Source organism: Paracoccus sediminilitoris (assembly GCF_003259195.1).
In the GTDB taxonomy this organism is placed as follows: Bacteria; Pseudomonadota; Alphaproteobacteria; order Rhodobacterales; family Rhodobacteraceae; genus Paracoccus; species Paracoccus sediminilitoris.
In genome coordinates, this window is the sequence record NZ_QJPK01000012.1 from 1 (window position 1) to 21,248 (window position 21,248).

A 21,248-nucleotide genomic window follows, 5' to 3' on the forward strand; every position below is an offset into this window, starting at 1 on the left:
ACTGAAGCCATGGCCTTGTCTGTGTAAATCTCAGAACGGAGCGGCCAGTCATGAGCTGCATCAAACAGCCCAGGCATCAGCTCGTATTCTGCTGCCTGATCATTGGTATTTCGCATCCAGAGATGCGTTCCGCACGTGCCGCAAAACGCACGCTCAGCAAACGAAGTGGACTGAAAACGCCGAACGGGGCCTTCCACCGTAACCGCTTCGGCAGCGGCGGTGAAAGCAAGGAATACCCCGCCGGACCATCTTTGGCACATACGGCAGTGACATGCACCTGGCTGTGCGTCGTGCTGACCGCCAACGTTCACTATGACTTCGCCACAAAGGCAATGCCCTGCAAACTTCCTAGAGCTATTCATCTGCACTCCCCATCCGTAGGTTTGCACCAGGAAGGCAGACAACATGGTGCGTATAGCAGTCCAAGTGTTGGCTGGCGGCTTTGTTCCGAGAAGCTTCTAATAGGTGCACCCGGCGGCGTCTAAATAGAGCCCTTCGCGGACAGTAGGGCGCTTTTTATCTATGGGGAGATCACACGTCTAAACACATCATTCAGGTATGCCTGTTCATGGATGTGGAAGTGTGTGGTTCCAACTTTTTCAAAGCCCTGCCTCAGGTAGAAGGCGATGGCGGGGGCGTTCTCGGAATTGGTTGTCAGCCAGACCGAGGGTGCACCTGCATCTAGTGCGTAGTTCAACCCTTGTTCCAACAGCGCCCTTCCAAGTCCTCTGCCGTGATGGCGCGGCTGAACGTAAAGGGTCGATATCTCCATGGTAGAGCAACCTGCGACAGGAGCCGACTTTCCGTGGCTAATGCAGATGAACCCATCAAGGCCGTCTTCATTTTCTGACACGATTACATGCTCGTTTGGATCTTCTAGCAGAGCCGCAAGCTTGGGCGATGTGAACTCGCTTAGCGCAAATTCTGCGAAGAACGCGTTCACGCCGTTCCGGATATAGGTCCCCAGCCAAACCTCGATTGAAATGGCGGCAAGGGCAGGGGCATCAGACGCACGCGCGAGGCGAAATTTCATACTTCGGATTCCAGAGCTCTACGGATTTCGGTGGTTTCCAAGGATATTGCTCATCGGCAGCTTTGTCCCGCATAGCAGACTGTGCCTAGTGAATCACGCCGCGCCAAGCACGAACGTCTGCTCTGGGGACACTGCAAAGCGGCGCCAGACCGGCGCTGGCCGGAAACGCCTTGCGGGTGCTTACGTTTAGCGGCACACCGCCGGCCATGAGTTCAAGACATAAGACACGTCGCCGGAGTGGCTTGCTGAAGCTCCTGAAAGCTTTGGCGATTATAGCCGCGATCTTGGTGATCGGGGATAGAAGTCCCCAGATCCTCGACGCCCTGGAGGATCAGCTTCGGGAAATCCTTCAGACTCAGCAAGCTCGCGATCGGGTAGGCGGTATGGCCCATGTCATCGACGGCGATACGTTGGACATCGATGGTACGCGGATCCGGATGTTCGGTATCGATGCCCCCGAGGGGCGGCAAACCTGTAGACGAGATCGTTTAGACTGGGCTTGCGGAGAGGCATCGACCGATGCGCTGTTGAAAGTGGTCGATCGGCGGGAGGTCCGCTGCGAGCAGCGCGACACCGACCACTATGGCCGGGTGGTTGCAGAGTGCTGGAATGGAAACCGCAACCTGAATGCTTGGATGGTAGCGGAGGGCTGGGCCGTAGCCTACCGGCAGTATGGCGGGGTTATCTACGACGCCGAGGAGCAGGCCGCGAAAGACGCAAGGCGGGGTGTCTGGAGCAGCAGGTTCGATATGCCGTGGGACTGGCGCAAGCGTGCCAGGGGAAACTAATTGAGATAAAGACCTAATGTCGACATGATTTGCAATGGATGCCAAAGGCAACATCATCAAAGCTGTCCGCTATTGTCTGGTCATCGCCAACCTTGATGTCATTGAGGAATCGGATTGAAGTCGCTCAACGGTGCGACGAGTGGATGCTCACGAGTCCAGACAATCGACCCATACGTAAGGCTCATCCTTCACTTGAAGTTCTACTAGAACGCGAAGATGCTTCACAAAAACGGATGAAGGCTTTTATTCATGTCCGACGCCCGCTGCGATGTCTGTAATGCGCTTCTGTCTGATCGCGAACTGGACCTGAGCCGGTTCGTCGGTGACGCTCAAAACGATCATTGGATTTGTCCCGCGTGCGTTGGGAAGCGAGATGCAAAGGAATTTATGCGCGAGCTAAAATCTGGAGCAAAGTCCTCTCGAAAAGACTGATGGCCCCAATGAAGGTCGATCCTGGCTGTTCACGCGGATCGAATTTCTGTTCAAAGCCTTGGATCATGCAGGTGCCGGACAACTTTAAGGGCATCAACTCTGGGGGGAGATGTCCGACTGTACTCACGCTTGCGTTGCGCACTGCCTTGATGTCAGACTTAACAAGCGGGTGATCAGTCAACGGCAGTAGATGCAGGATAATCCAATGAACGCGACCAATCCTTACAGAAAGCTTCCGCGTCGAGCATTTTGGAGCACTTCTGTTGCCAAATCAGCGAAAATGAAAGGCATGGTTGACGACCTTTGGCGCCCAAGCTTTCAGCTGACCAAAGATCATCCGGTCGCGACGGTCGGCTCCTGCTTTGCACAGCATATCAGTAGTGCATTGGTGCAAGCTGGCTTTAAATGGGTGCAGGCGGAAAGACCTACCTTTGGACTGAGCGAACAGGCTGCCCGCGACTTTGGCTACAGCATCTTCTCGGTTAGGACCGGGAATATCTACACAACAAAGATGCTCCGCCAGTGGCTGTCTTGGGTCCGAGATCCTGAAACTCAGGATACAGAGTTTTGGGAGAGCCAAGATGCTGTGTTCGATCCGGTACGACCGCAAATCGAACCAGGTGGCTTCGAAGACGCAGAAGACATGGCCGCCGCTCGAAAATCCACAATTGCTGCTTTTCATCGCGCGATTGAAGAGGCATCAGTCTTTATTTTTACTTTGGGGCTCACTGAGTACTGGGAGAATATTGAAACAGGATTGGTTTATGCTTCGTGTCCCGGCACAGTCGCAGGAGAGTTCGATCCGGTTCTGCATCGCTTTCGGAATTCTAAATACCCTGAAATTTTGGAAGATTTGGAGGAAATCCGAAAGAGCCTTCGTGCGATCAATCCTGACATTAAACTACTACTGACCGTTTCTCCGGTTCCATTGGTGGCGACGGCAGAGGAGGGCAAACATGTTCTCACCGCAACGACACATTCCAAATCTACGCTCAGAAGCGCCGCCGGCGATTTCAGCAGCAACTATCAGGATGTTGATTATTTTCCATCATTCGAGATTGTGACTCATCCCGGGCTGGATAGGCAAATGTTCGAAGATGATCGCCGAAGCGTTCGTCCAGATGGCGTGGACTTCGTAATGGAACATTTTTTGGCTGGTTTGGGGTTAGTTCATAGATCGCCAACCTCCAGAAGATCGGACGGAGTTGACGCGATCGCAACCAGCGTCGAAGCAACACTGAAAGCAGATGAGATCGTCTGTGAAGAAATCGAGTTGGAGCGCTTCAATGACAACAGAGATTGATGCCATTTTTGTTGGCGATTCCCACGGGATGATCATGCAATCAGCAGCAGCAGCTCATGGAATCAAATTCAAGTATCCTGTAACGGCCGCTAGCGCCACCTTTGGTGGCGCAACAATGAGGAAAAGTGAAAATGGGGGTGTCGTATTTGAAATTGCCGCATCAAGATTAGATCCGGATCGAGTAAAGCCGGAGAAAATATCTCATCGTTTGCAAAAAGCAAATTCAATAAGGCAGAAGCTTAGCGTAGCCTTTAAGACGGGACTTCCAATATATTCAAACATTGGAATGACGGCACGCAACTTTGTCTTGGGTATCGTAACCGCAGCTAAAGCCAATGGCGAAGATCCTTCGTTGCTTTCCAAAAAAATGATGAGACTTGCAGCGGAGGAATATTTCCAACAGTTCGTATCTCAATATGATACGATGAAGGCAAGTTCTCCAAGAGTTACAGCAGTGTTCGGTCCCACACGTTTTGAACATAGCAGTAGGGCCCTTTGGATGTCATATGACGATACGGCTGCTAGAATGTTGCGCGAGCGGAACATTGATATTTTAGATCTGCGAGGCGATTTTGGAAATGAAGACCTTCTATTGCGAGAAGAATTCTATGGGCAGCCGGATGATGGCGTTCATGGTAACGATCATTGGGGGTTAATGACGGTTCGAAAAATTGCAGAGCACTGCCAGCGCGCGTCTTCTGATTCACCTCAAAAGAATATGGCTTATTAATTGTGCTCCGATAAAGACCACATAACAGTCAAAAGTGTTTTCTGGACTTGGGCTCAGATTTCCTTTTTGTGCGCTTGCTATGTGGGAACAGCCCGCTTGGTGGAAGTCGAGCTGCTGCTGTGAGCAATCTTAAGCGGATCGGAAAGTTTACGTAAATGGCAGGTTTCCGGCCTGCGGCCTAGACAGACGATGACTGAGTGCATGGCGTTTTAGCCGGTGGACGGACATCGACGCTGCAAGTGATCTTCCGGGCGCAGCACCAATTCATGCAGTTCATCATCAATATTGAAATAAGGCGTACTGCCTGAATCGCTTTCAAAACTAGGTCACGCATCGTTCTCTAGGCGCGCTGTGATTAGAGTGCAGTTGGTTTACACGATACACTGCAACCCATTGGAATCATTAGGGGGCAGGGCAGGGCGGTTTTCACCCTAGTGTATTGAAAGCATACGGATAGAACAGACCCCGATGGGGAGCCATCGCCTTGAATGCATCTCCTGCTAGGCCAGAACTGGCCCTGACTGAGCGGCACGCTGGCTGTCTGACTGCGTGGCCGCTGAAGATACCGGCCCCAATGTCGTAGTCATGGGCAAAAGGCTGAAGCAGTGGACCCCCTCTGCTGCCGCGACCAGGTTCCCGTACGGCCATACCTGATCGAGCGCAAAAGACGGCGCCGCGCCGAACCTGCCGATGGCCGACACTGCATAGCCAAGGCCGATAGGTAGCTGCCGCACGGCACGCATGACCCCTAGGCATAAATCTTGCCTCGATCGGGAGCCCCTCAACATGATCCGTCTTTATTTATGATAGTTCGTGCACGCAGCACTGATACCCTGCAGTGGATGTCTGCTAATCTGCATAGCAGACTTTGATCAATCGAACTCGCTGCGCGAAGCACAAATATCCTGTCTGGGGGAGGGCACGGTAGTATCTGTCAGGCGGCGAGCGGCCGCAATCGGCGGTTTAAAAAACGCCGCACCTAGATTTGCCGCAGCTTTGTCGTCTGTTGCCAAAATGCAAAAGAGCAAACACCGGCTGAAGAAAGCATCAAAAGCGAAAGTGGAACGAGCGGGCAGGGGTCTCGAAGTTCTTTTATGATAAGCAGTTCAGTACAATAGCATCAGGCGATAAGGCGACATGCGGCAGTCGACAGCAGCGTTTATCTGACCGAAGGCGCAATGCGCGAAGTTATCGCGCCATCGTTACAAGTATTCCTGCAGTGATGGCGCTTTACGTTCTGTCCTATAGTGCTTCCTTCCATTCCAGCGAATGGATCGCACCTTCAAACCATGGGATCAAACACCTCGGACTGACGCCTCCTATGAAATTTTCAGATCAATTGTCGTAGGCCAGATACCTTCAAAGCCGCACGTCGATGCCTATAGGCGAAATTTGGTTTGCATACGCCACGCAACCTATTGAAACATGGAGGCTCGACGGGCAAGGCGTTTGCACTATTAGATAATTGAGACAATAAATCTTCACGGATTTGGGTACCGTAGGTCGGAGGTTCGAATCCTCTCGCCCCGACCACCATTAAGCTCTCTCGGTTACTCTTCGGTTTGCAACTTGGTCTTTGAATGGGTTGCGCGCCACGTGTGAGCAAGGTTGTCGGACATGGCTGGCTTGAGTGACGTATTTTTTAATAAACCCCGAAGCGCGCCTTAGAAGCCACTCCATATGAGCAGCAATTTCTTTAAAACCGTCCCCGGCTCCCAACAATCCTATGGCGGCTGTACCGTTTGCGTCGAAGAAGTTAATTTCCTTCGGATATTCGGCCTGCTGCCCCACATGATGGTTGCGCCTTCGAGATAATTATCATCCCGAAACGGCTCTTTGCTCTTGCTGGGAATTGGTGTGTTCTGACTCTGAGAGGTTGCATCGATGATCTTCGTGAGGCGCTCGGTGACCGGAATTGAAGCCAGCCGTTTTCGTCTATGTGTGAAGATGACAACGCTGCGGCCTTCTGTCGGGAGATAAATATGCTCCCGACACAAACGCGCCAAGTCGCCAGGGCGTATGCCAGTTCTAAGACCAATTCAAATGATCCGCGTAACATGCGCCGAAGTAACCAGCCGCAAGCACTGCTATCTTCTCAGGCATTCAGAATATCTCTAAGCAATGGGATTTGGAGGCAAATGTTATCCTGTGCAGCATGATGCGGTCGCGGTCATATCCGAAGTTTTCCTTGATGGTCACATATATAGCTGGGGACAACCTGCAGGCCATGGACGAGGTGATTGAGCCGCCTGCGGTCAAGGCTATATGGCCCCGAGGAACGGCAGGTCTGGTCCTGCGCGATGACATTGCAATGCCCGCAACGCGCCAAGGCTTATGCCGAGAGCATGATCCGGTCACCCTTGGGGCGGCAGCCCCTTGTCGAGGGTTGGACGGGAAAGCTTTTCCAGATCGCACGGCGCCTCGGACCGCTGCCGGGCAAGTAAATCGTCACGGCTCGCGCCGTGGCGCACATGCCGAAAACGTATAGCGCCGGGTCATAGGCAAGACGATCATGGCTGCAAGCGGCACTGGTCGAAGAAGATTGTGACTGACTGCTTGGCAGGCTGTCAAAACTTAAACAGGCCTTCCAGAACGCGCCAAGCGAGGAGGGGACAGCAGCTTGACCATGATCTACAGGCAGGCATCATGGGTGCGTCTGGAGGCCGAGGTGGAATGGTGCGCCGCAGTGATCCGCCAGCTGCGGTTGTTCTTCGCCGAGAGCGAGGCAGTGGGTGCCGACGTCCACCTCCACCATGATCCGATCCCAGATACCCTTTGCTCCCAGGCGAAAACGAATGATTATTGCGCCGCCACCGCGAATGTGCCGTTGCGCCACCGCAACGCCTCCTTTCTGGGCAGGTGTACCGTTCGCGACCATCAGATGCCCCCCCTGGGGAACCGGGGGGACAGATATGTCGCCCATGATTATAGTAGCGGCGCTAATCTCAAGGGATGGCTGCTGCGGTCAGGACGATTGTGCAGTCTATCCGCGTTGGTTCTTTAGGTCACAATAACCATTGAGTGGCAGGGGCAGCGGGCTGGCGGACATGATGCGAAAAGCGTCCCCACCATGTAAAAATCAGCGGCACAACCACGAAACTGTGAACAGATTGAAGAATAAAAATCTGTAAAAAAATAGTCAGTTGGGCTGGTCGTTCGTCGGTTGCTAAAACTGCAGTGTCTCAGATCTGCTTTGAGGTGGAGATTGCGATGGGAAGATATTTTGCGGTGGGCGCTGCGTTTCTGGCGCTTACGACGACTTCGGTCTCGGCACGGGAGTGGACAGGTTTCTATGCCGGTGCCGGTATCGGTAGCTTGGAAGTGGATACCAGCGTCCCCGGCGTCAAGCAAAACGACCTGTCTTACGGCGTTCATGCCGGATATCGGTTTGACGCAGGACGATGGGTTTTCGGTGGAGAAATCGAGCACGAATGGACTGATATCGAACTTGAGCCGGACGCCATCTCTGCAGATCGGGTGATGCGACTGAAAGCGACGGCTGGCTACGATCTGGGGCAGACCTTGGTTTACCTTGCGGCAGGTGCCGCGAATGTGGATGTCGACGGTCTTGGGGATGACTGGGGCAGCTTCTTTGGCCTTGGGGCAGCCTATTCTGTGACGCCCCAGTCCATCGCCAGTCTGGAACTTCTTGAACACAATTTTTCCGATGTCGGGAACTCCGGGATCGATGCCGACGCATGGAGCGCCAACCTGCGGGCATCCTGGAAATTCTGAGAGCGGTCCTCCGGTCCACGCAGGTTCGTGACGTCCACGTGGTCACAAAATGATCTCGAAATTTGCCTTCGGGTCCATCCCTACAAGCCTCCATTTGAGGCCAGCGTGTCGAGTGATTCACGCTAGCATGGACAAACGAAATGAGTGATATTTCTGGCTGAGCGCATAGCAGATGCGATGCATTCAGCTGTTCTTTCCCCAGGTCCGGGGGTGCCCCCGATACCTTATCGATGGACAGCACATCCCTTGAGGCGCACCGCACTGCAGCAAGCCTACGTCGAAAAAAATCGTCCGCGGGCCATCGGACGCATGAAAGGCGGCCTGATGTCCAAGCTGCACAGCCTCAGCGACAAAAAAAAGCTGACTGCTGGACTTCTATGTCTCGCTAGGCCGGATGGCTGACAGTCGTGGCGCTCTCGCGCTTTTGTGCCACCTGTCTACCGCCAGACATTTCCTCGGACACAGGGCCTGCGATGCCCACTTGCTGCGCGATGGCCCGGAGGCAACGTGGCATCTTGCCCCGCAAGAAGCGCAAAATCCGGTTTTCTACAATCAGCGCTTCTACCGCAAGCGATACCGCATCGAAAACGCCTTTGCCCACCTACACGACTGGCGCGGCATCGCCACGCGTTACGAACACTGCGGAGACATCTTCCTCCATGCCATCATCCTCGCTACAATCGTCATCTGCCAAATTTGAGATTTGCAGGGAAAAACTCCGATCGTCCTGTCGAGACTTGCGCGGCGCCATTATGGAGACAGTCTCTCTCGGCAAAGGCGACTTTGGCAGCTTCTTCGTGACACTGCCAGATAAGCCGGAACGAGTTGCTTTCAGAGGGGCAGATCACCAACTTCCTTGAAAAGCCTGCCTCACAGACAAGCAATTTCGCATCGTGGGCATCAAGTTTCGGAACATTTGCGCATTCTGCCTGTTGCCTTTGTATCGACTCAGGGAGGCATATTAACCGTGTCCAATGACCAGTCCGCGCTGACACCGCCCGTAAACGCCGCTCGGCCCTTGCCGCGAAAAAATGGCGATGTTGACCCTCAGCTTCTGAAACTGGCCAGTGCGCGGTTGGCAATCGAGGGTATTTCCCACAGCATCGATGGGGGGCGTTTTGCGGCGAAGGTCGTCACGGGACAGCCGGACTTCTTTCAGGCGGATGTCTTTTCTGACGGGCACGACATCATTGCGGCTGCACTGTTGTGGCGCAGGACCGGCGAGGAGCGTTTCGACGAAGTACCAATGGCTTTCTTGGTCAACGATCGCTGGCAGGCCAGCCACGTCTTTGACCAGACAGGTGACCACCAGATCGCCTTTACAGCGTGGCGGGACCTTTTTGCGACATGGCGGAAGGAAATTTCGGCCAAGTATGCCGCCGGTCAGTCCATTGCGCTGGAGTTGATGGAAGGTCGCCAGCTGATCGAAGCGGCCCTTGGGCCTAAGGGGCGCGGGACGGCCAATGACAAGGCGGCGCTGAAAGCGCTGCTGCAGCAGGATGATGCCTTGGCCAAAGAAGGCGATGCCGAACGCTTCGCGGCCCTGACGGGTGCGGAAGTCGCGGAGTTGATGACGCGGGCTGCGCCACGGACCGACCTGACCCAGTCAGAGATTCTGCCGCTTTACGTTGACCGGCCCGCGGCGGCCTTTAGCGCGTGGTATGAACTGATGCCCCGGTCGCAATCGGGCAGCATGGAACGCCACGGAACCTTTGATGACGTGATCGCCCGTCTGCCTTACATCCGCGATCTGGGATTTGATGTCCTTTACTTCCCTCCGATCCATCCGATCGGGCGTACCAACCGCAAGGGCCCGAACAACAGCTTGACCGCAGGACCGGATGATCCCGGCAGCCCCTATGCCATCGGTTCGCAGGACGGGGGTCATGATGCGATCCACCCGGAACTGGGGAATTTCGACGATTTCCGTCGCCTGATTCACGCAGCGCATGATCATGGGCTGGAGATTGCCCTTGATTTCGCCATCCAGTGTTCACCCGACCATCCTTGGATCAAGGAGCATCCCGAATGGTTCGACTGGCGACCCGACGGCACCATCAAGTTCGCCGAAAACCCGCCAAAGAAATATGAAGACATCGTCAACGTGCACTTCTATCGCGATGCCCTGCCGGGGCTTTGGTATGCGCTGCGCGACGTGGTGTTGTTCTGGGTGAATCATGGCGTGCGCATTTTTCGCGTCGACAACCCGCACACCAAGCCGTTTCCCTTTTGGGAATGGATGATCGCCGAGGTTCGTCGCGTCGATCCCGGCGTTATCTTCCTGGCCGAAGCATTCACCCGCCCCAAGGTCATGAAGCGATTGGCCAAGGTGGGCTTTTCGCAATCCTATTCCTATTTTACCTGGCGCAACCACAAGGCCGAGATCACCGATTATCTGACCGAGCTGACGAAGACCGACAGCCGTCTGGTCATGCGGCCGAATTTTTTCGTGAACACGCCCGACATCAACCCGCCCTTCCTGCAATCCAGCGGCAGGCCGGGGTTCCGGACGCGTCTGGCATTGGCGGCAACCTTGGGTGGCAATTACGGCGTCTATAACGGTTACGAAATCTGCGAGGCCGCGCCCGTTCCCGGCAAGGAAGAATACCTCGACAGCGAGAAGTATCAGCTGCGGGTCTGGGACATGGATCAGCCGGGCAACATTCAGGATGATATCCGCCTGATGAACCGCCTGCGTCGGGACCATCCGGCCCTTCAGCAATTCACCGATCTGACTTTCCACGTTGCACAGAACGATCAGGTTCTTGCCTATGCCAAGCGCGCGGGCGACGACTTCGTGCTGATCCACGTCAATCTGGACCCCCACAATGTCCAGACCTTCCAGTTCGAGGTTCCGTTGTGGGAATTCGGGTTGCCGGACGACGCGTCGATCGAAGTGCGCGACCTCATCCAGGGCAACAGCTTCACTTGGCATGGCAAGAACCAGACCTTGGACCTTGATCCTGTCACCCGTCCCTATGCCATCTGGCAACTCATCGCACCCGGAGCGCCGCGCCCATGAATATTCCGAACCCGAAACGCGACTCCGCCTCCTTTGCCGTGACCGGCGGCATCGACCGTGATCAGGCCGACTGGTACAAGGATGCGGTCATCTATCAGCTGCATATCAAGGCGTTCATGGATTCGAACGGCGACGGCATCGGTGATTTCGCCGGGCTGATGCAGCGGTTGGACTATGTGCAGGAACTGGGCGTCACGGCCATCTGGCTGCTGCCGTTTTATCCGTCGCCCTTGCGCGATGACGGGTATGACATTGCGGATTATCGGTCGATCAACCCCTCCTATGGCACGATGCGCGATTTCAAGGCCTTCGTGACCGAGGCGCACAAACGGGGCATCCGCGTCATCACCGAACTGGTCATCAATCATACCAGCGATCAGCATCCATGGTTCCAGAGGGCCCGCCATGCCAAGCCAGGATCGGCAGCGCGCGATTATTATGTCTGGTCGGACACGGACGAGAAGTGGCCCGAGACCCGCATCATTTTTCTGGATACCGAAAAGTCGAACTGGACCTGGGACCCGGTCGCCGGGGCTTATTACTGGCACCGGTTCTATTCGCACCAACCTGATCTGAACTTCGACAACCCCAAGGTGCTGGCCGAGGTTCTCAAGGTCATGCGCATGTGGCTGGAGATGGGCGTGGACGGGCTACGCCTGGATGCGATCCCCTATCTGGTCGAGCGCGACGGCACCAACAACGAGAACCTGCCCGAGACGCATGACGTCCTGAAGGCCATCCGTGCCGATTTGGACAAGCATTTCCCCGACCGGATGCTGCTGGCCGAGGCGAACCAGTGGCCAGAGGACACCCGACCCTATTTCGGCGAGGGTGACGAGTGCCACATGGGTTTCCATTTCCCGCTGATGCCGCGCATGTACATGGCGCTGGCGCAGGCCGACCGTCACCCGATCACGGACATTATCCGGCAGACGCCGGAGATCCCGGAAAATTGCCAATGGGGCATCTTCCTGCGCAACCATGACGAGCTGACGCTGGAAATGGTCACGTCCGAGGAACGCGATTATCTGTGGCAGACCTATGCCACCGACACGCGGGCGCGCATCAATCTGGGCATCCGTCGTCGCTTGGCGCCGCTGATGCAGAACGACCGCCGCAAGATCGAACTGCTGAATTCGCTGCTGCTGTCGATGCCCGGCACACCGATCATCTATTACGGCGACGAGATCGGCATGGGCGACAATTATTACTTGGGCGATCGCGACGGCGTGCGCACGCCGATGCAATGGTCGGGCGACCGCAATGCGGGCTTTTCCACCGCCAAGCCGCAACAGCTGTACCTGCCCACGATCATCGATGCCGTCTATGGCCATCAGGTGATCAACGTCGAAGCGCAGGCCGAGGACACGTCCTCGCTGTTGAACTGGATGCGCCGGATGATCACCGTGCGTCGTCAGCATCCGGCCTTCGGGCGCGGGGAGATGACCCTGCTGTATCCGCGCAACCGCAAGATCCTGGCCTATCTGCGGGAACACGAAGGACGCACTTACCTGTGCGTCGCCAACCTGTCAGACAGTGCGCAAGCGGTCGAACTGGATCTGGCCAGTCATCGCGGCATGGTGCCGGTGGAATTGACGGGCCGTTCGGCGTTCCCCCCCATCGGCGATCTGCCCTATATGCTGTCCTTGCCGGCCTATGGCTTCTTCTGGTTCGCCCTCTCGGGCGAAGAGGAAATGCCGTCCTGGCACGAACAGCTTCCCGATATCCTGCCCGAATTCATGACGCTTACGACGCGTGACGGCACGGTCAACACTGCCTTGTCCGGGCGGGAAGGGGTGCAATTGCGCAACGAGGTTCTTCCGCAATGGTTGCCCATGCAGCGATGGTTCGCGGCCAAGGATCAGACCAGCGCGCCCCAAGTCCGCCTGCGCCAGCTGGGCGATCTGGGGCAGGGCGAACATGCGATGGTCGCACTGGACGTTACCTTGGGCGGGGACGGTGAAGATCAAAGCTACTTCCTACCCTTGTCGGCCCGTTGGGGCGATGAAAACCTGCGTCCCGGCGCGCCCAAGCTGTCTTGGACCCTGGCCAAGATCCGCCATACCGCGCGGGTGGGCGCCCTTGTCGACGGCGCTTTCGACGAACGCGTCCCGCAGCTGTTGCTGGACGGCATGATCGCCGACAAGGCCAGCGGGGCGCTGCAATTTCATGGCACCGACGCCCTGCGCGCCATCGAAGATCCCGGCGCACCGCGCCAGATGGGCGTCGAACAGTCCAACCTGTCGATCGCCTTTTCGGATCAGATCATCCTGAAACTCTATCGTCGCTTGCGCCCCGGACATCAGCCCGATGTCGAGGTGGCGCAGTTCCTGACCACCGTCGCGGGTTTTGCCCATACGCCGCGTTATCTTGGCCATCTGGAACATAAAGGGGACGAGGAAACCACGCTGGCCGCCGCCTTCGCCTTCGTGCCCAATCGCGGTGATGCCTGGTCGGGCATCGTCGATGCGTTGATGCTTGAACTGAACGAGAGTGAGGGTTGGACCTCGACGGGCGACTTGGCACCCGAGCCCGGCCATTACGATTTCCCGCTGTCGATCGGCAGTCTTCTGGGACAGCGTACTGCGGAAATGCATCGGGCCTTGGCAACGCCCACGAACGACCCCGCCTTTGCCCTGCAGGATCTGACCGCCGACACGTTGCGCCGGTGGGCCGATGACGCGGTGGCCGATGCCGAGGCTGTCTTGGGCCGGCTGGAACAGGCCGATCTGCCCGGCGATGCCGCACCCTTGGCCAGCCAGGTGCTGGACAGCCGCGATACCCTGCTGCAGCGTTTGCGCCGCGTGGCAGATCTGCCGGTGTCGGGCGGGCTGTCCCGTGTCCATGGCGACTATCACCTGGGTCAGGTTCTTCTGGCGCAAAACGACGTGGCGATCATCGACTTCGAAGGCGAGCCTGCCCGGACGCTGGAGGAGCGCCGCGCCATGTCATCGCCCTTGCGCGATGTGGCGGGCATGCTGCGGTCCTTCGATTACGCGGCCCTGACGGTCGCCGCCCGGCATCGTGCGAGCTTTGGCGCGTCCGCTGGACAGGCGCTGCAGCGGATCGAACATTGGCGGCGCACCGCCAGCGCCGCCTTCCTCGACAGCTACCGCGATCATGTGGAGGGTTCGCCAAACCTGCCATCCGATCGTGCTACGGCCGATGCCTTGCTGGACCTGTTCCTGCTGCAGAAGGCCATCTATGAAACCGGATATGAACTTGGCAACCGCCCTGCTTGGGTCGGCATTCCGCTGGCCGGAATTCTGGAGCTGTTGACGCAGGAGACCGCATGACCGATGTCGCACAACTGCACGACGGACTGACCACCGCCGCGATCGAGGCGATCCTGCGCGGGCAGCATCACGATCCCTTCTCGATCCTGGGACCGCATGACGGACAGCTGCGGGTCTTTGCCCCGCAGGCCGCCGAGGTCAGTGCCTTGACCAATGGCAAGTCCTTCCCATTGGAGAAGATCCACCCGGAGGGCTTCTTCCGCGGTCCCGGCCCTGAAGGTCCCTATGAACTGGCGATGCGCGCGGGCGACCACGAATGGCAGGTGGACGACCCCTATCGCTTTGGCCCCGTTCTGGGGGAAATGGATGAATACCTGCTGGCCGAGGGCAGCCATCGCCGTCTTTACGACAAGCTTGGTGCCCATCCGATGACGCATGAGGGCGTGCCGGGCGTGGCCTTCGCGGTCTGGGCCCCCAACGCGCGCCGCGTCAGCGTCGTCGGGCATTTCAACGCATGGGACGGACGCCGCCACCCGATGCGCCGACGCCTTGGACCCGGCATCTGGGAATTGTTTATCCCCGGCCTGACCACCGGCGAGATCTACAAATACGAAATCCTCAGCGCGCATGGCCAGCGCCTGCCACTGAAGGCGGACCCGGTGGGTTTTGCGCATCAGAAATCGCCCGAGACCGGATCCATCGTGCATGGGCTGCCAGAACATGACTGGCAGGATACCGACTGGATGAGTGTGCGTGCCGGGCATCAGGACCGGAAAGCGCCGATCTCGATCTACGAGGTGCATCTGGGGTCCTGGCGCCGGGGCGGCGATGCCGAAATCCTGGACTACGATGCGCTGGCCGATCTGCTGGTGCCCTATCTTGAACGCATGGCGTTCACCCATGTGGAATTCCTGCCCGTGGGCGAACATCCCTTCACGGGGTCATGGGGATATCAGCCCATCGGTCTTTTCGCGCCAACCAGTCGCTTTGGCTCCCCCGAGGCTTTCGCCCGGCTGGTGGACCGTCTGCACCAGGCGGGTATCGGCGTCATCATGGACTGGGTGCCGGCGCATTTCCCTTCGGATGCGCACGGGCTGGCGCAATTCGACGGCACCGCGCTTTACGAACATGCGGACCCGCGTCAGGGCTTCCACCAGGACTGGAATACCCTGATCTACAATTTCGGCCGCCGCGAGGTAGCCAACTTTCTGCAAGCCAGCGCCCTCTATTGGATCGACCGGTTCCATGTCGATGCGCTGCGCGTCGATGCGGTCGCCTCGATGCTGTATCTGGACTACTCGCGCCAGCCCGGCGAATGGGTTCCGAACCGTCATGGTGGCAACCAGAACCTCGAGGCCATCGATTTCCTGCGCGACGTCAACACCCGGGTCACCACCGATCATCCCGGCGCCATCACCATCGCCGAGGAATCGACCGCTTTCCCGATGGTCAGCAGGCCCGTTGACCAAGGGGGTCTGGGTTTCGGCTTCAAATGGAACATGGGATGGATGAACGATACCTTGGCCTATTTCCGGCTGGATCCCATCCATCGGCAGCATCACCAGCATGATCTGACCTTCGGCCTTGTCTATGCGTTCTCCGAAGATTTTGTCCTGCCACTAAGCCATGACGAAGTGGTCCATGGCAAGGGGTCGTTGATCCGGCAGATGGCTGGCGACCGTTGGCAGAAATTTGCGAACCTAAGGGCCTATTACGCCTTCATGTGGACGCATCCCGGCAAGAAGCTGTTGTTCATGGGATGCGAATTCGCACAGGAACGCGAATGGAACCACGACCAGTCGCTGGATTGGCACCTTCTGGACGATCCCATGCATTCGGGCGTGCAGCAGTTGGTGTCGGACCTGAACCGCCTGTACCGGGACACTCCCGCACTGCACCGGCTTGATTGTGATCCCGAAGGGTTCGAATGGATCGACGCCAGCGACAGCGCGCAAAGCGTGCTGGTCTGGATGCGCAAATCCGACGATGGCGCCCCCCCGGTCGTGATCGTCTGCAACCTGACCCCGATTGTGCGAGAGGATTACAGGATCGGGGTGCCCTTGGCCGGCGCATGGCGCGAGGTGTTGAACACCGATGCCGAAAAATACGGCGGCTCGGGCGTCGGAAATGCTGCCGTTTGGGACGCCGAGGCCGTCGCTTGGCATGGTCGGCATCATTCCTTGAACCTGGTCCTGCCGCCGCTGGCGACCGTCGTCCTGATGCCGGATCAGTCATGACGCTGCGCGACCGTGCCCGCGCCTATGGCATCCAGCCGCATTACGAACTGGGGGGCGACAAGGAATGCGACGCCCCCGACGAGACGCTGCGTGCGCTGCTTTCAGCGTTTGGCGAAGATCGCCTGCCGCCGCTGGAAACCGAACCCAAGCTGCAAGCCCCGGAGGGTGCAAGATGTCATGTTCCGGGCGACGGTCGGCACTGGGGGATCGCGCTGCAGCTTTATCAACTGCGCAGCGACCGCAACTGGGGCATCGGCGATTTTGCCGATCTCGAGGTGTTGGCGGGACATGCGGCCAAGGCGGGCGCCGCCTTTCTGGGTCTCAATCCGCTGCATGCCATGTTCCTGTCGGACCCCAGCCGTTGCAGCCCTTTCTCACCGTCGAACAGACGCTTTCTGAACCCGCTTTATCTTGCTGTCGATCAGGTTGACGGCTTTGAGGCCAGGATGGTCGATCCGGCTGTGCTGCGCGATCTTCGGTCTGCCGAACTGGTCGACTATCCCGCAGTGGCCGCGACCAAATTGGCCGTGCTGCGGATGATCTGGGCCTTGGGGGCGGACCTGCCGGACGATTTCGTGGCCGATGGGGGGGCAGATCTGCGCCGCCACGCGCTGTTCGAAGTGGCATCGGCCGCCATGGTCAAGGCAGGCCACGGGGCCGGATGGTCCGACTGGCCCGAGCCTTGGCAGGATGTCGAGGGCGAGGCCATCTGTGCCTTGGCAGAAGACCGTGCCGATGAAATCGCTTTTCACATGTGGTTGGAATATCTGTGCCAGTCGCAGCTGCAGGCCCTCCGCGAGCGGTGTCGTGATCTGGGGATGGCGATCGGTCTCTATCTGGATTTCGCGGTTGGCGAGGTTGCGGATGGGTCCGGCAGCTGGGGCAGCGACATCGTGCTGCCCGACGTGCGCATCGGCGCGCCGCCCGATTATTTCAACGAACAGGGTCAGGATTGGGCCCTGGCCCCGCTGTCGCCGGTGGAGATGGCCGCAACCCAGGCCGCACCCTTCCGCGAGTTGATCGGACGTGCCACCCGCCAGGCCGGTGCGCTGCGCATCGATCACGCCATGGGGTTGTGGCAGCTGTTCCTGATGCCACGGGGGGCAAATCCGGCCCAAGGCACCTATGCCCGTTATCCAATTCAGGACATGCTGACCGCCTTGGCCGATGCGTCCCGCCAGAACGCCACGACCATCATCGGAGAGGATCTGGGCAACGTTCCCCCTGGTTTCCGAAATGTCATGGAGGCGTGCCGCATCCTGTCATACCGCATCTTTTTCTTCGAGCGTGACGAGGACGGCTTCATCCCGCCCAAGGACTATCCCCGCGAGGCGCTGGCATGCCTGTCGACCCATGATCTGCCGACGTTCCGCGGATGGTGGCGCGGCGACGACGTGGACCTGCGGCAGCGGTTCGGTTTCATCGGCGAAGCGGCCGCCAAGGAACAGCGCGATTCCCGCGCCACCGAGCGGCGCCAGTTGCTGGGCGATCTTGTGCAGGCAGGCCATATCGGTGCCGCCGATGCTGCAGCGATCGGGCCGGACGATGCACCGACCGCGCTGATCACGGCTGTCCACCGGCATCTGGCTGGCGCGCCTTCGCGCCTGTTTGCCGTCCGGCTTGAGGATCTGGCAGCGGAACTGCATCCGGTCAACGTGCCCTCGACCGTGGATGAATATCCGAACTGGCGCCGCAAGCTCTCGGTGACGTTGGATGATCTGGTCGCTTCGCCCATGTTCCGCGACCTGCTGGAGGGTGTCAAATCTCAACGGACCGCGGCGCATTGATTTTGCATCAGGGCCGGATTTTCGCCGAATTATCGCATCGGCCCTGAACGTGTCTGGGCTTTCCCTTGTCTCACGTCCAGAAACGTCGGTCGCGGCCTGCAGATTGCACCCGATTGGTCGGTGTTGGACTTCACTGAGCCATCTTGGGGAACGGCACCGCGAATGGGACGTTTGCCAGTGAATAGAGCAGTCGAGCGAGCCATATGTCGAACAAGCATGAACATCCTGTCGCCATCGTCACCGGAGCGGATTCGGGCATTGGACGCGCAACGGCACAGGCCTTGGCCGGTGCGGGCCATGACGTCGTCATCACCTATCACAGCGACGCGGCGGGTGCCGAGGAGACGGCGTCCTTGGTCAGGCAAGCGGGCCGTGACGCCCGAGTATTCCGATGCGACCAGAGCCAGCCCGCCGAGATAGAGACGATGTTCCGGCAATTGGACGACCAGGGCGTCTACGCCCGCGTCCTGGTCAACAATGCCGGCATCGATCTCAGCGGCACGCCGGTCACCAAGATGGAAGACGACCACTGGGCCAAGACCATCGCGACCGACCTGACCGGCCCCTTCCTGTTGGCGCGGGCGTTTTCGCAGCGGATCTGCAAGACGGGCGGCGGCAGGATCGTCAATGTCAGCTCGATCCACGAGGATGTGGCGCGCATTGGCTCGGCAGCCTATGATGCGGCTAAGGGCGGCCTGCGGATGCTGACGCGCACCATGGCGCTGGAACTGGCAGGGCAGGGCGTGACGGTGAACAATGTCGCCCCCGGCATGATCATGACACCCATCAATCAGGAAGCCGCCGACGATCCCGACCTGCGACGTCAGATGGAAAGTCACATCCCCTTGGGACGCGCGGGCAAGCCCGAAGAGGTGGCGGCCCTGATCGCCTTTCTGGCATCCGATGCCGCGTCCTACATCACCGGTCAAAGCTTCTTCATTGATGGCGGTCTCTCGATCAATCTTGGCCAAGGGGCGTGACCGATGGATCGTGACGCGGACGGCTTTCTGCCGCTGAAGGGCTATGCCGCCTTGGGGGATGGACGGGCCGTCGCCCTCAGTGGCGTCGATGGGGCGATCGATTGGTGGTGCGTTCCCAACATGGACAGCCCGCCGTTGTTCGACCGTTTGCTGGTCGGTGCCGATCCTTTGGAAAACGGCGCCCGACCGGGGCATTTCACGATCAGTGCGCGCGGCGACACCAAGGTCACGCGCCAATACCGCGAGGACAGCAACGTCTTGGAAACGCGCTTGCAGACCAATGGTGGCGTCGCCGTCCTGACGGAATCGCTGAACAGTTCGACCGCCGGACGCCTTCCCTGGGCCGAACTGGCACGCCGGATCGAGGTGACCGAGGGCGAGGTCACCTTCGACATCGCCCTGCAGCTGAGCCACCGGTCAGGCCGCCGCAGCCCCTATATGAGCAGCACGGGGCCGCATGAAACCTTTCACGTCGGGCCAGTCCTGGGCATGTTTTTGCACGGCGACCGCGTGACTGTTACCGCCCGTGACGACGACCGCATGGACGCCGAACTGACCCTGACCGCGGGCGAACGTGAGATCGTGGCCATCGTGGCGGGATCGAACGAACCGCTGGTCGTCCCCGCCTTGGCCGATATCGATCACCGCATCGATCTGTCGGATCAGGAATGGCGCGACTGGTGCCATGAGATTGCGCTGGACACGCCCGACCGGTCGTTCCTGCTGCGTCAGGCACTGGCACTGAAGCTGCTGATCTATTCGCCCAGTGGCGCGATCGCGGCGGCGGCGACCACCTCGCTGCCCGAACGGATCGGCGGCGACAAGAACTACGACTATCGCTTCGCGTGGGTCAGGGATGCGGGCTATATCATCGCCTCATTCCTGCGATTGGGGATCAAGGCCGAATCCAAGGCGGCGCTGACATGGCTGCTGAACCAGCTTTGCGCCCATGGCACCCGCGTCTGCTTTGCGCTGGAGGGTGGCGTGACCGAGGAGATGGAGGAGATCCCCGTCCCCGGCTATCGCAATTCCCGCCCCGTGCTGCGCGGCAACCGCGCCGCCGGGCAGCATCAGCACGGCGTCTATGGTGACATCTTCGAGACGGTTTCGGTCTTCACCCAAGCCGGCAACCTGATTGATCCCCGCAGCGCCGAGACCCTGTCGCATCTGGCCGACGAATGCGCCGACCGGTGGAAGGAAAAGGACAGCGGCATCTGGGAACTCCCCGAACTGCAGCATTACACCATGTCCAAGATCAGCTGCTGGCAAGCGCTGAACCGCGCGGTGCAACTGGCCGATGCGGGACAGTTGCCCACCACCTGCCGCGACCGCTGGAGCCGCGAGCGCGACCGCATCGCGCAATGGATCGATGCCAATTGCTGGGACGAAGATCTGGGCGCCTATGTCATGCATCCCGGGACCAAGAAACTGGATGCGGCGCTGATCCTCTCGGTCCGATTTGAGTATGACGGGCGCGCGCGTCTGGAAAAGACACTGGACGCGATCGATCACCAGCTGGGCGCCGGGGGGCACTTGCATTACCGCTATACTGGTATGGATCAGGAGGAAGGATGCTTTCTTGCCTGTTCGTTCTGGATGGTCGAAGCAAGGTCCCTGTTGGGGCAGCATGACAGGGCGCGTGCGCTGATGAACAACTTGCGCAAAACGGTCAATACGATGCCCGGTATCATGCCCGAAATGATCGACCCGGGCAGTGGCGAATGGCTGGGCAACATGCCCCAAGGCCTCAGCCATCTCGCTGCGCTTCAAGCCACTCTGACACTGCTGAATACGCCCGAGGGGGCGTGATACGGGTGGATCCGGCCCCCGCCTTTACCAATAACTTTACTTTGGGCATGAAAGCCGGGGATTGCGTGGCTGCCACTCTCGATCCTCGGTGATCTTCGCCATGGCAGCGGCGCAGTCACTAACGACCTTGAAGCGGCACGCGGTTACGGTTGAACG

General features: G+C 58.6%; 14 protein-coding genes. 11 read left to right on the forward strand and 3 right to left on the reverse strand.

The window, feature by feature from the left end:
- Together DKT70_RS11270 and DKT70_RS11275 are read right to left on the reverse strand one after the other, a co-directional pair.
- The coding region (locus DKT70_RS11270; protein ID WP_325048038.1) for a GFA family protein at window positions 1–407 on the reverse strand (407 nt) is incomplete at its 3' end.
- Window positions 408–520: 113 nt separating this feature from the next.
- Window positions 521–1,033: a GNAT family N-acetyltransferase gene (locus DKT70_RS11275; RefSeq protein WP_111559235.1), complete on the reverse strand. Its 513-nt coding sequence runs from the start codon at window positions 1,031–1,033 to the stop codon at window positions 521–523.
- A gap of 242 nt (window positions 1,034–1,275) precedes the next feature.
- On the opposite strand from DKT70_RS11275, the gene DKT70_RS11280 reads away from it, so the two are divergent.
- The 3 genes from DKT70_RS11280 (at window position 1,276) to DKT70_RS17790 (ending at window position 4,286) form a co-directional block, all read left to right on the forward strand.
- Entirely contained in the window at window positions 1,276–1,821 is a 546-nt protein-coding gene (locus tag DKT70_RS11280; RefSeq protein WP_158530019.1) for a thermonuclease family protein, read from the forward strand.
- Between the two features lie 637 nt (window positions 1,822–2,458).
- Window positions 2,459–3,556, forward strand: a complete 1,098-nt coding sequence (locus tag DKT70_RS11285; RefSeq protein ID WP_158530021.1) for a GSCFA domain-containing protein — start codon at window positions 2,459–2,461, stop codon at window positions 3,554–3,556.
- On the forward strand, window positions 3,540–4,286 hold the full coding sequence (locus DKT70_RS17790) for a hypothetical protein (protein WP_146612622.1): 747 nt from the start codon (window positions 3,540–3,542) through the stop codon (window positions 4,284–4,286). The genes DKT70_RS11285 and DKT70_RS17790 overlap by 17 nt, the downstream gene beginning before the upstream one ends.
- A 2,644-nt stretch (window positions 4,287–6,930) precedes the next feature.
- Here DKT70_RS17790 and DKT70_RS18390 read toward each other — a convergent pair.
- A complete protein-coding gene (locus DKT70_RS18390; protein ID WP_146612623.1) occupies window positions 6,931–7,164 on the reverse strand; it encodes a hypothetical protein in 234 nt (77 codons plus the stop codon).
- 320 nt (window positions 7,165–7,484) lie between these two features.
- Between DKT70_RS18390 and DKT70_RS11300 the strand changes: the two genes are divergently transcribed.
- The 8 genes from DKT70_RS11300 (at window position 7,485) to DKT70_RS11335 (ending at window position 21,092) form a co-directional block, all read left to right on the forward strand.
- Window positions 7,485–8,021, forward strand: a complete 537-nt coding sequence (locus DKT70_RS11300; protein ID WP_146612624.1) for an outer membrane protein — start codon at window positions 7,485–7,487, stop codon at window positions 8,019–8,021.
- Window positions 8,022–8,415: 394 nt separating this feature from the next.
- On the forward strand, window positions 8,416–8,721 hold the full coding sequence (locus DKT70_RS11305) for a hypothetical protein (RefSeq protein ID WP_111559241.1): 306 nt from the start codon (window positions 8,416–8,418) through the stop codon (window positions 8,719–8,721).
- A gap of 375 nt (window positions 8,722–9,096) precedes the next feature.
- Window positions 9,097–11,043, forward strand: a complete 1,947-nt coding sequence (locus DKT70_RS11310; RefSeq protein ID WP_407672206.1) for an alpha-1,4-glucan--maltose-1-phosphate maltosyltransferase — start codon at window positions 9,097–9,099, stop codon at window positions 11,041–11,043.
- Window positions 11,040–14,339, forward strand: a complete 3,300-nt coding sequence (gene treS / locus DKT70_RS11315; RefSeq protein WP_111559242.1) for a maltose alpha-D-glucosyltransferase — start codon at window positions 11,040–11,042, stop codon at window positions 14,337–14,339. The genes DKT70_RS11310 and treS overlap by 4 nt, the downstream gene beginning before the upstream one ends.
- Window positions 14,336–16,516, forward strand: a complete 2,181-nt coding sequence (gene glgB / locus DKT70_RS11320; RefSeq protein ID WP_111559243.1) for a 1,4-alpha-glucan branching protein GlgB — start codon at window positions 14,336–14,338, stop codon at window positions 16,514–16,516. Before treS ends, glgB begins: the two co-directional genes overlap by 4 nt.
- Window positions 16,513–18,303 carry a 4-alpha-glucanotransferase gene (malQ, locus tag DKT70_RS11325; RefSeq protein WP_111559244.1) on the forward strand — a complete coding sequence of 597 codons (1,791 nt, stop codon included), beginning with the start codon at window positions 16,513–16,515 and terminating at the stop codon, window positions 18,301–18,303. Before glgB ends, malQ begins: the two co-directional genes overlap by 4 nt.
- A gap of 203 nt (window positions 18,304–18,506) precedes the next feature.
- Complete coding sequence (locus DKT70_RS11330; RefSeq protein WP_111559245.1) at window positions 18,507–19,283, forward strand: SDR family NAD(P)-dependent oxidoreductase; 777 nt, start codon at window positions 18,507–18,509, stop codon at window positions 19,281–19,283.
- A gap of 3 nt (window positions 19,284–19,286) precedes the next feature.
- The gene (locus tag DKT70_RS11335; protein WP_111559246.1) at window positions 19,287–21,092 is read left to right on the forward strand and encodes a glycoside hydrolase family 15 protein; all 1,806 of its coding nucleotides are present in this window, start codon (window positions 19,287–19,289) and stop codon (window positions 21,090–21,092) included.
- The last annotated feature ends 156 nt before the right edge of the window (window positions 21,093–21,248 follow it).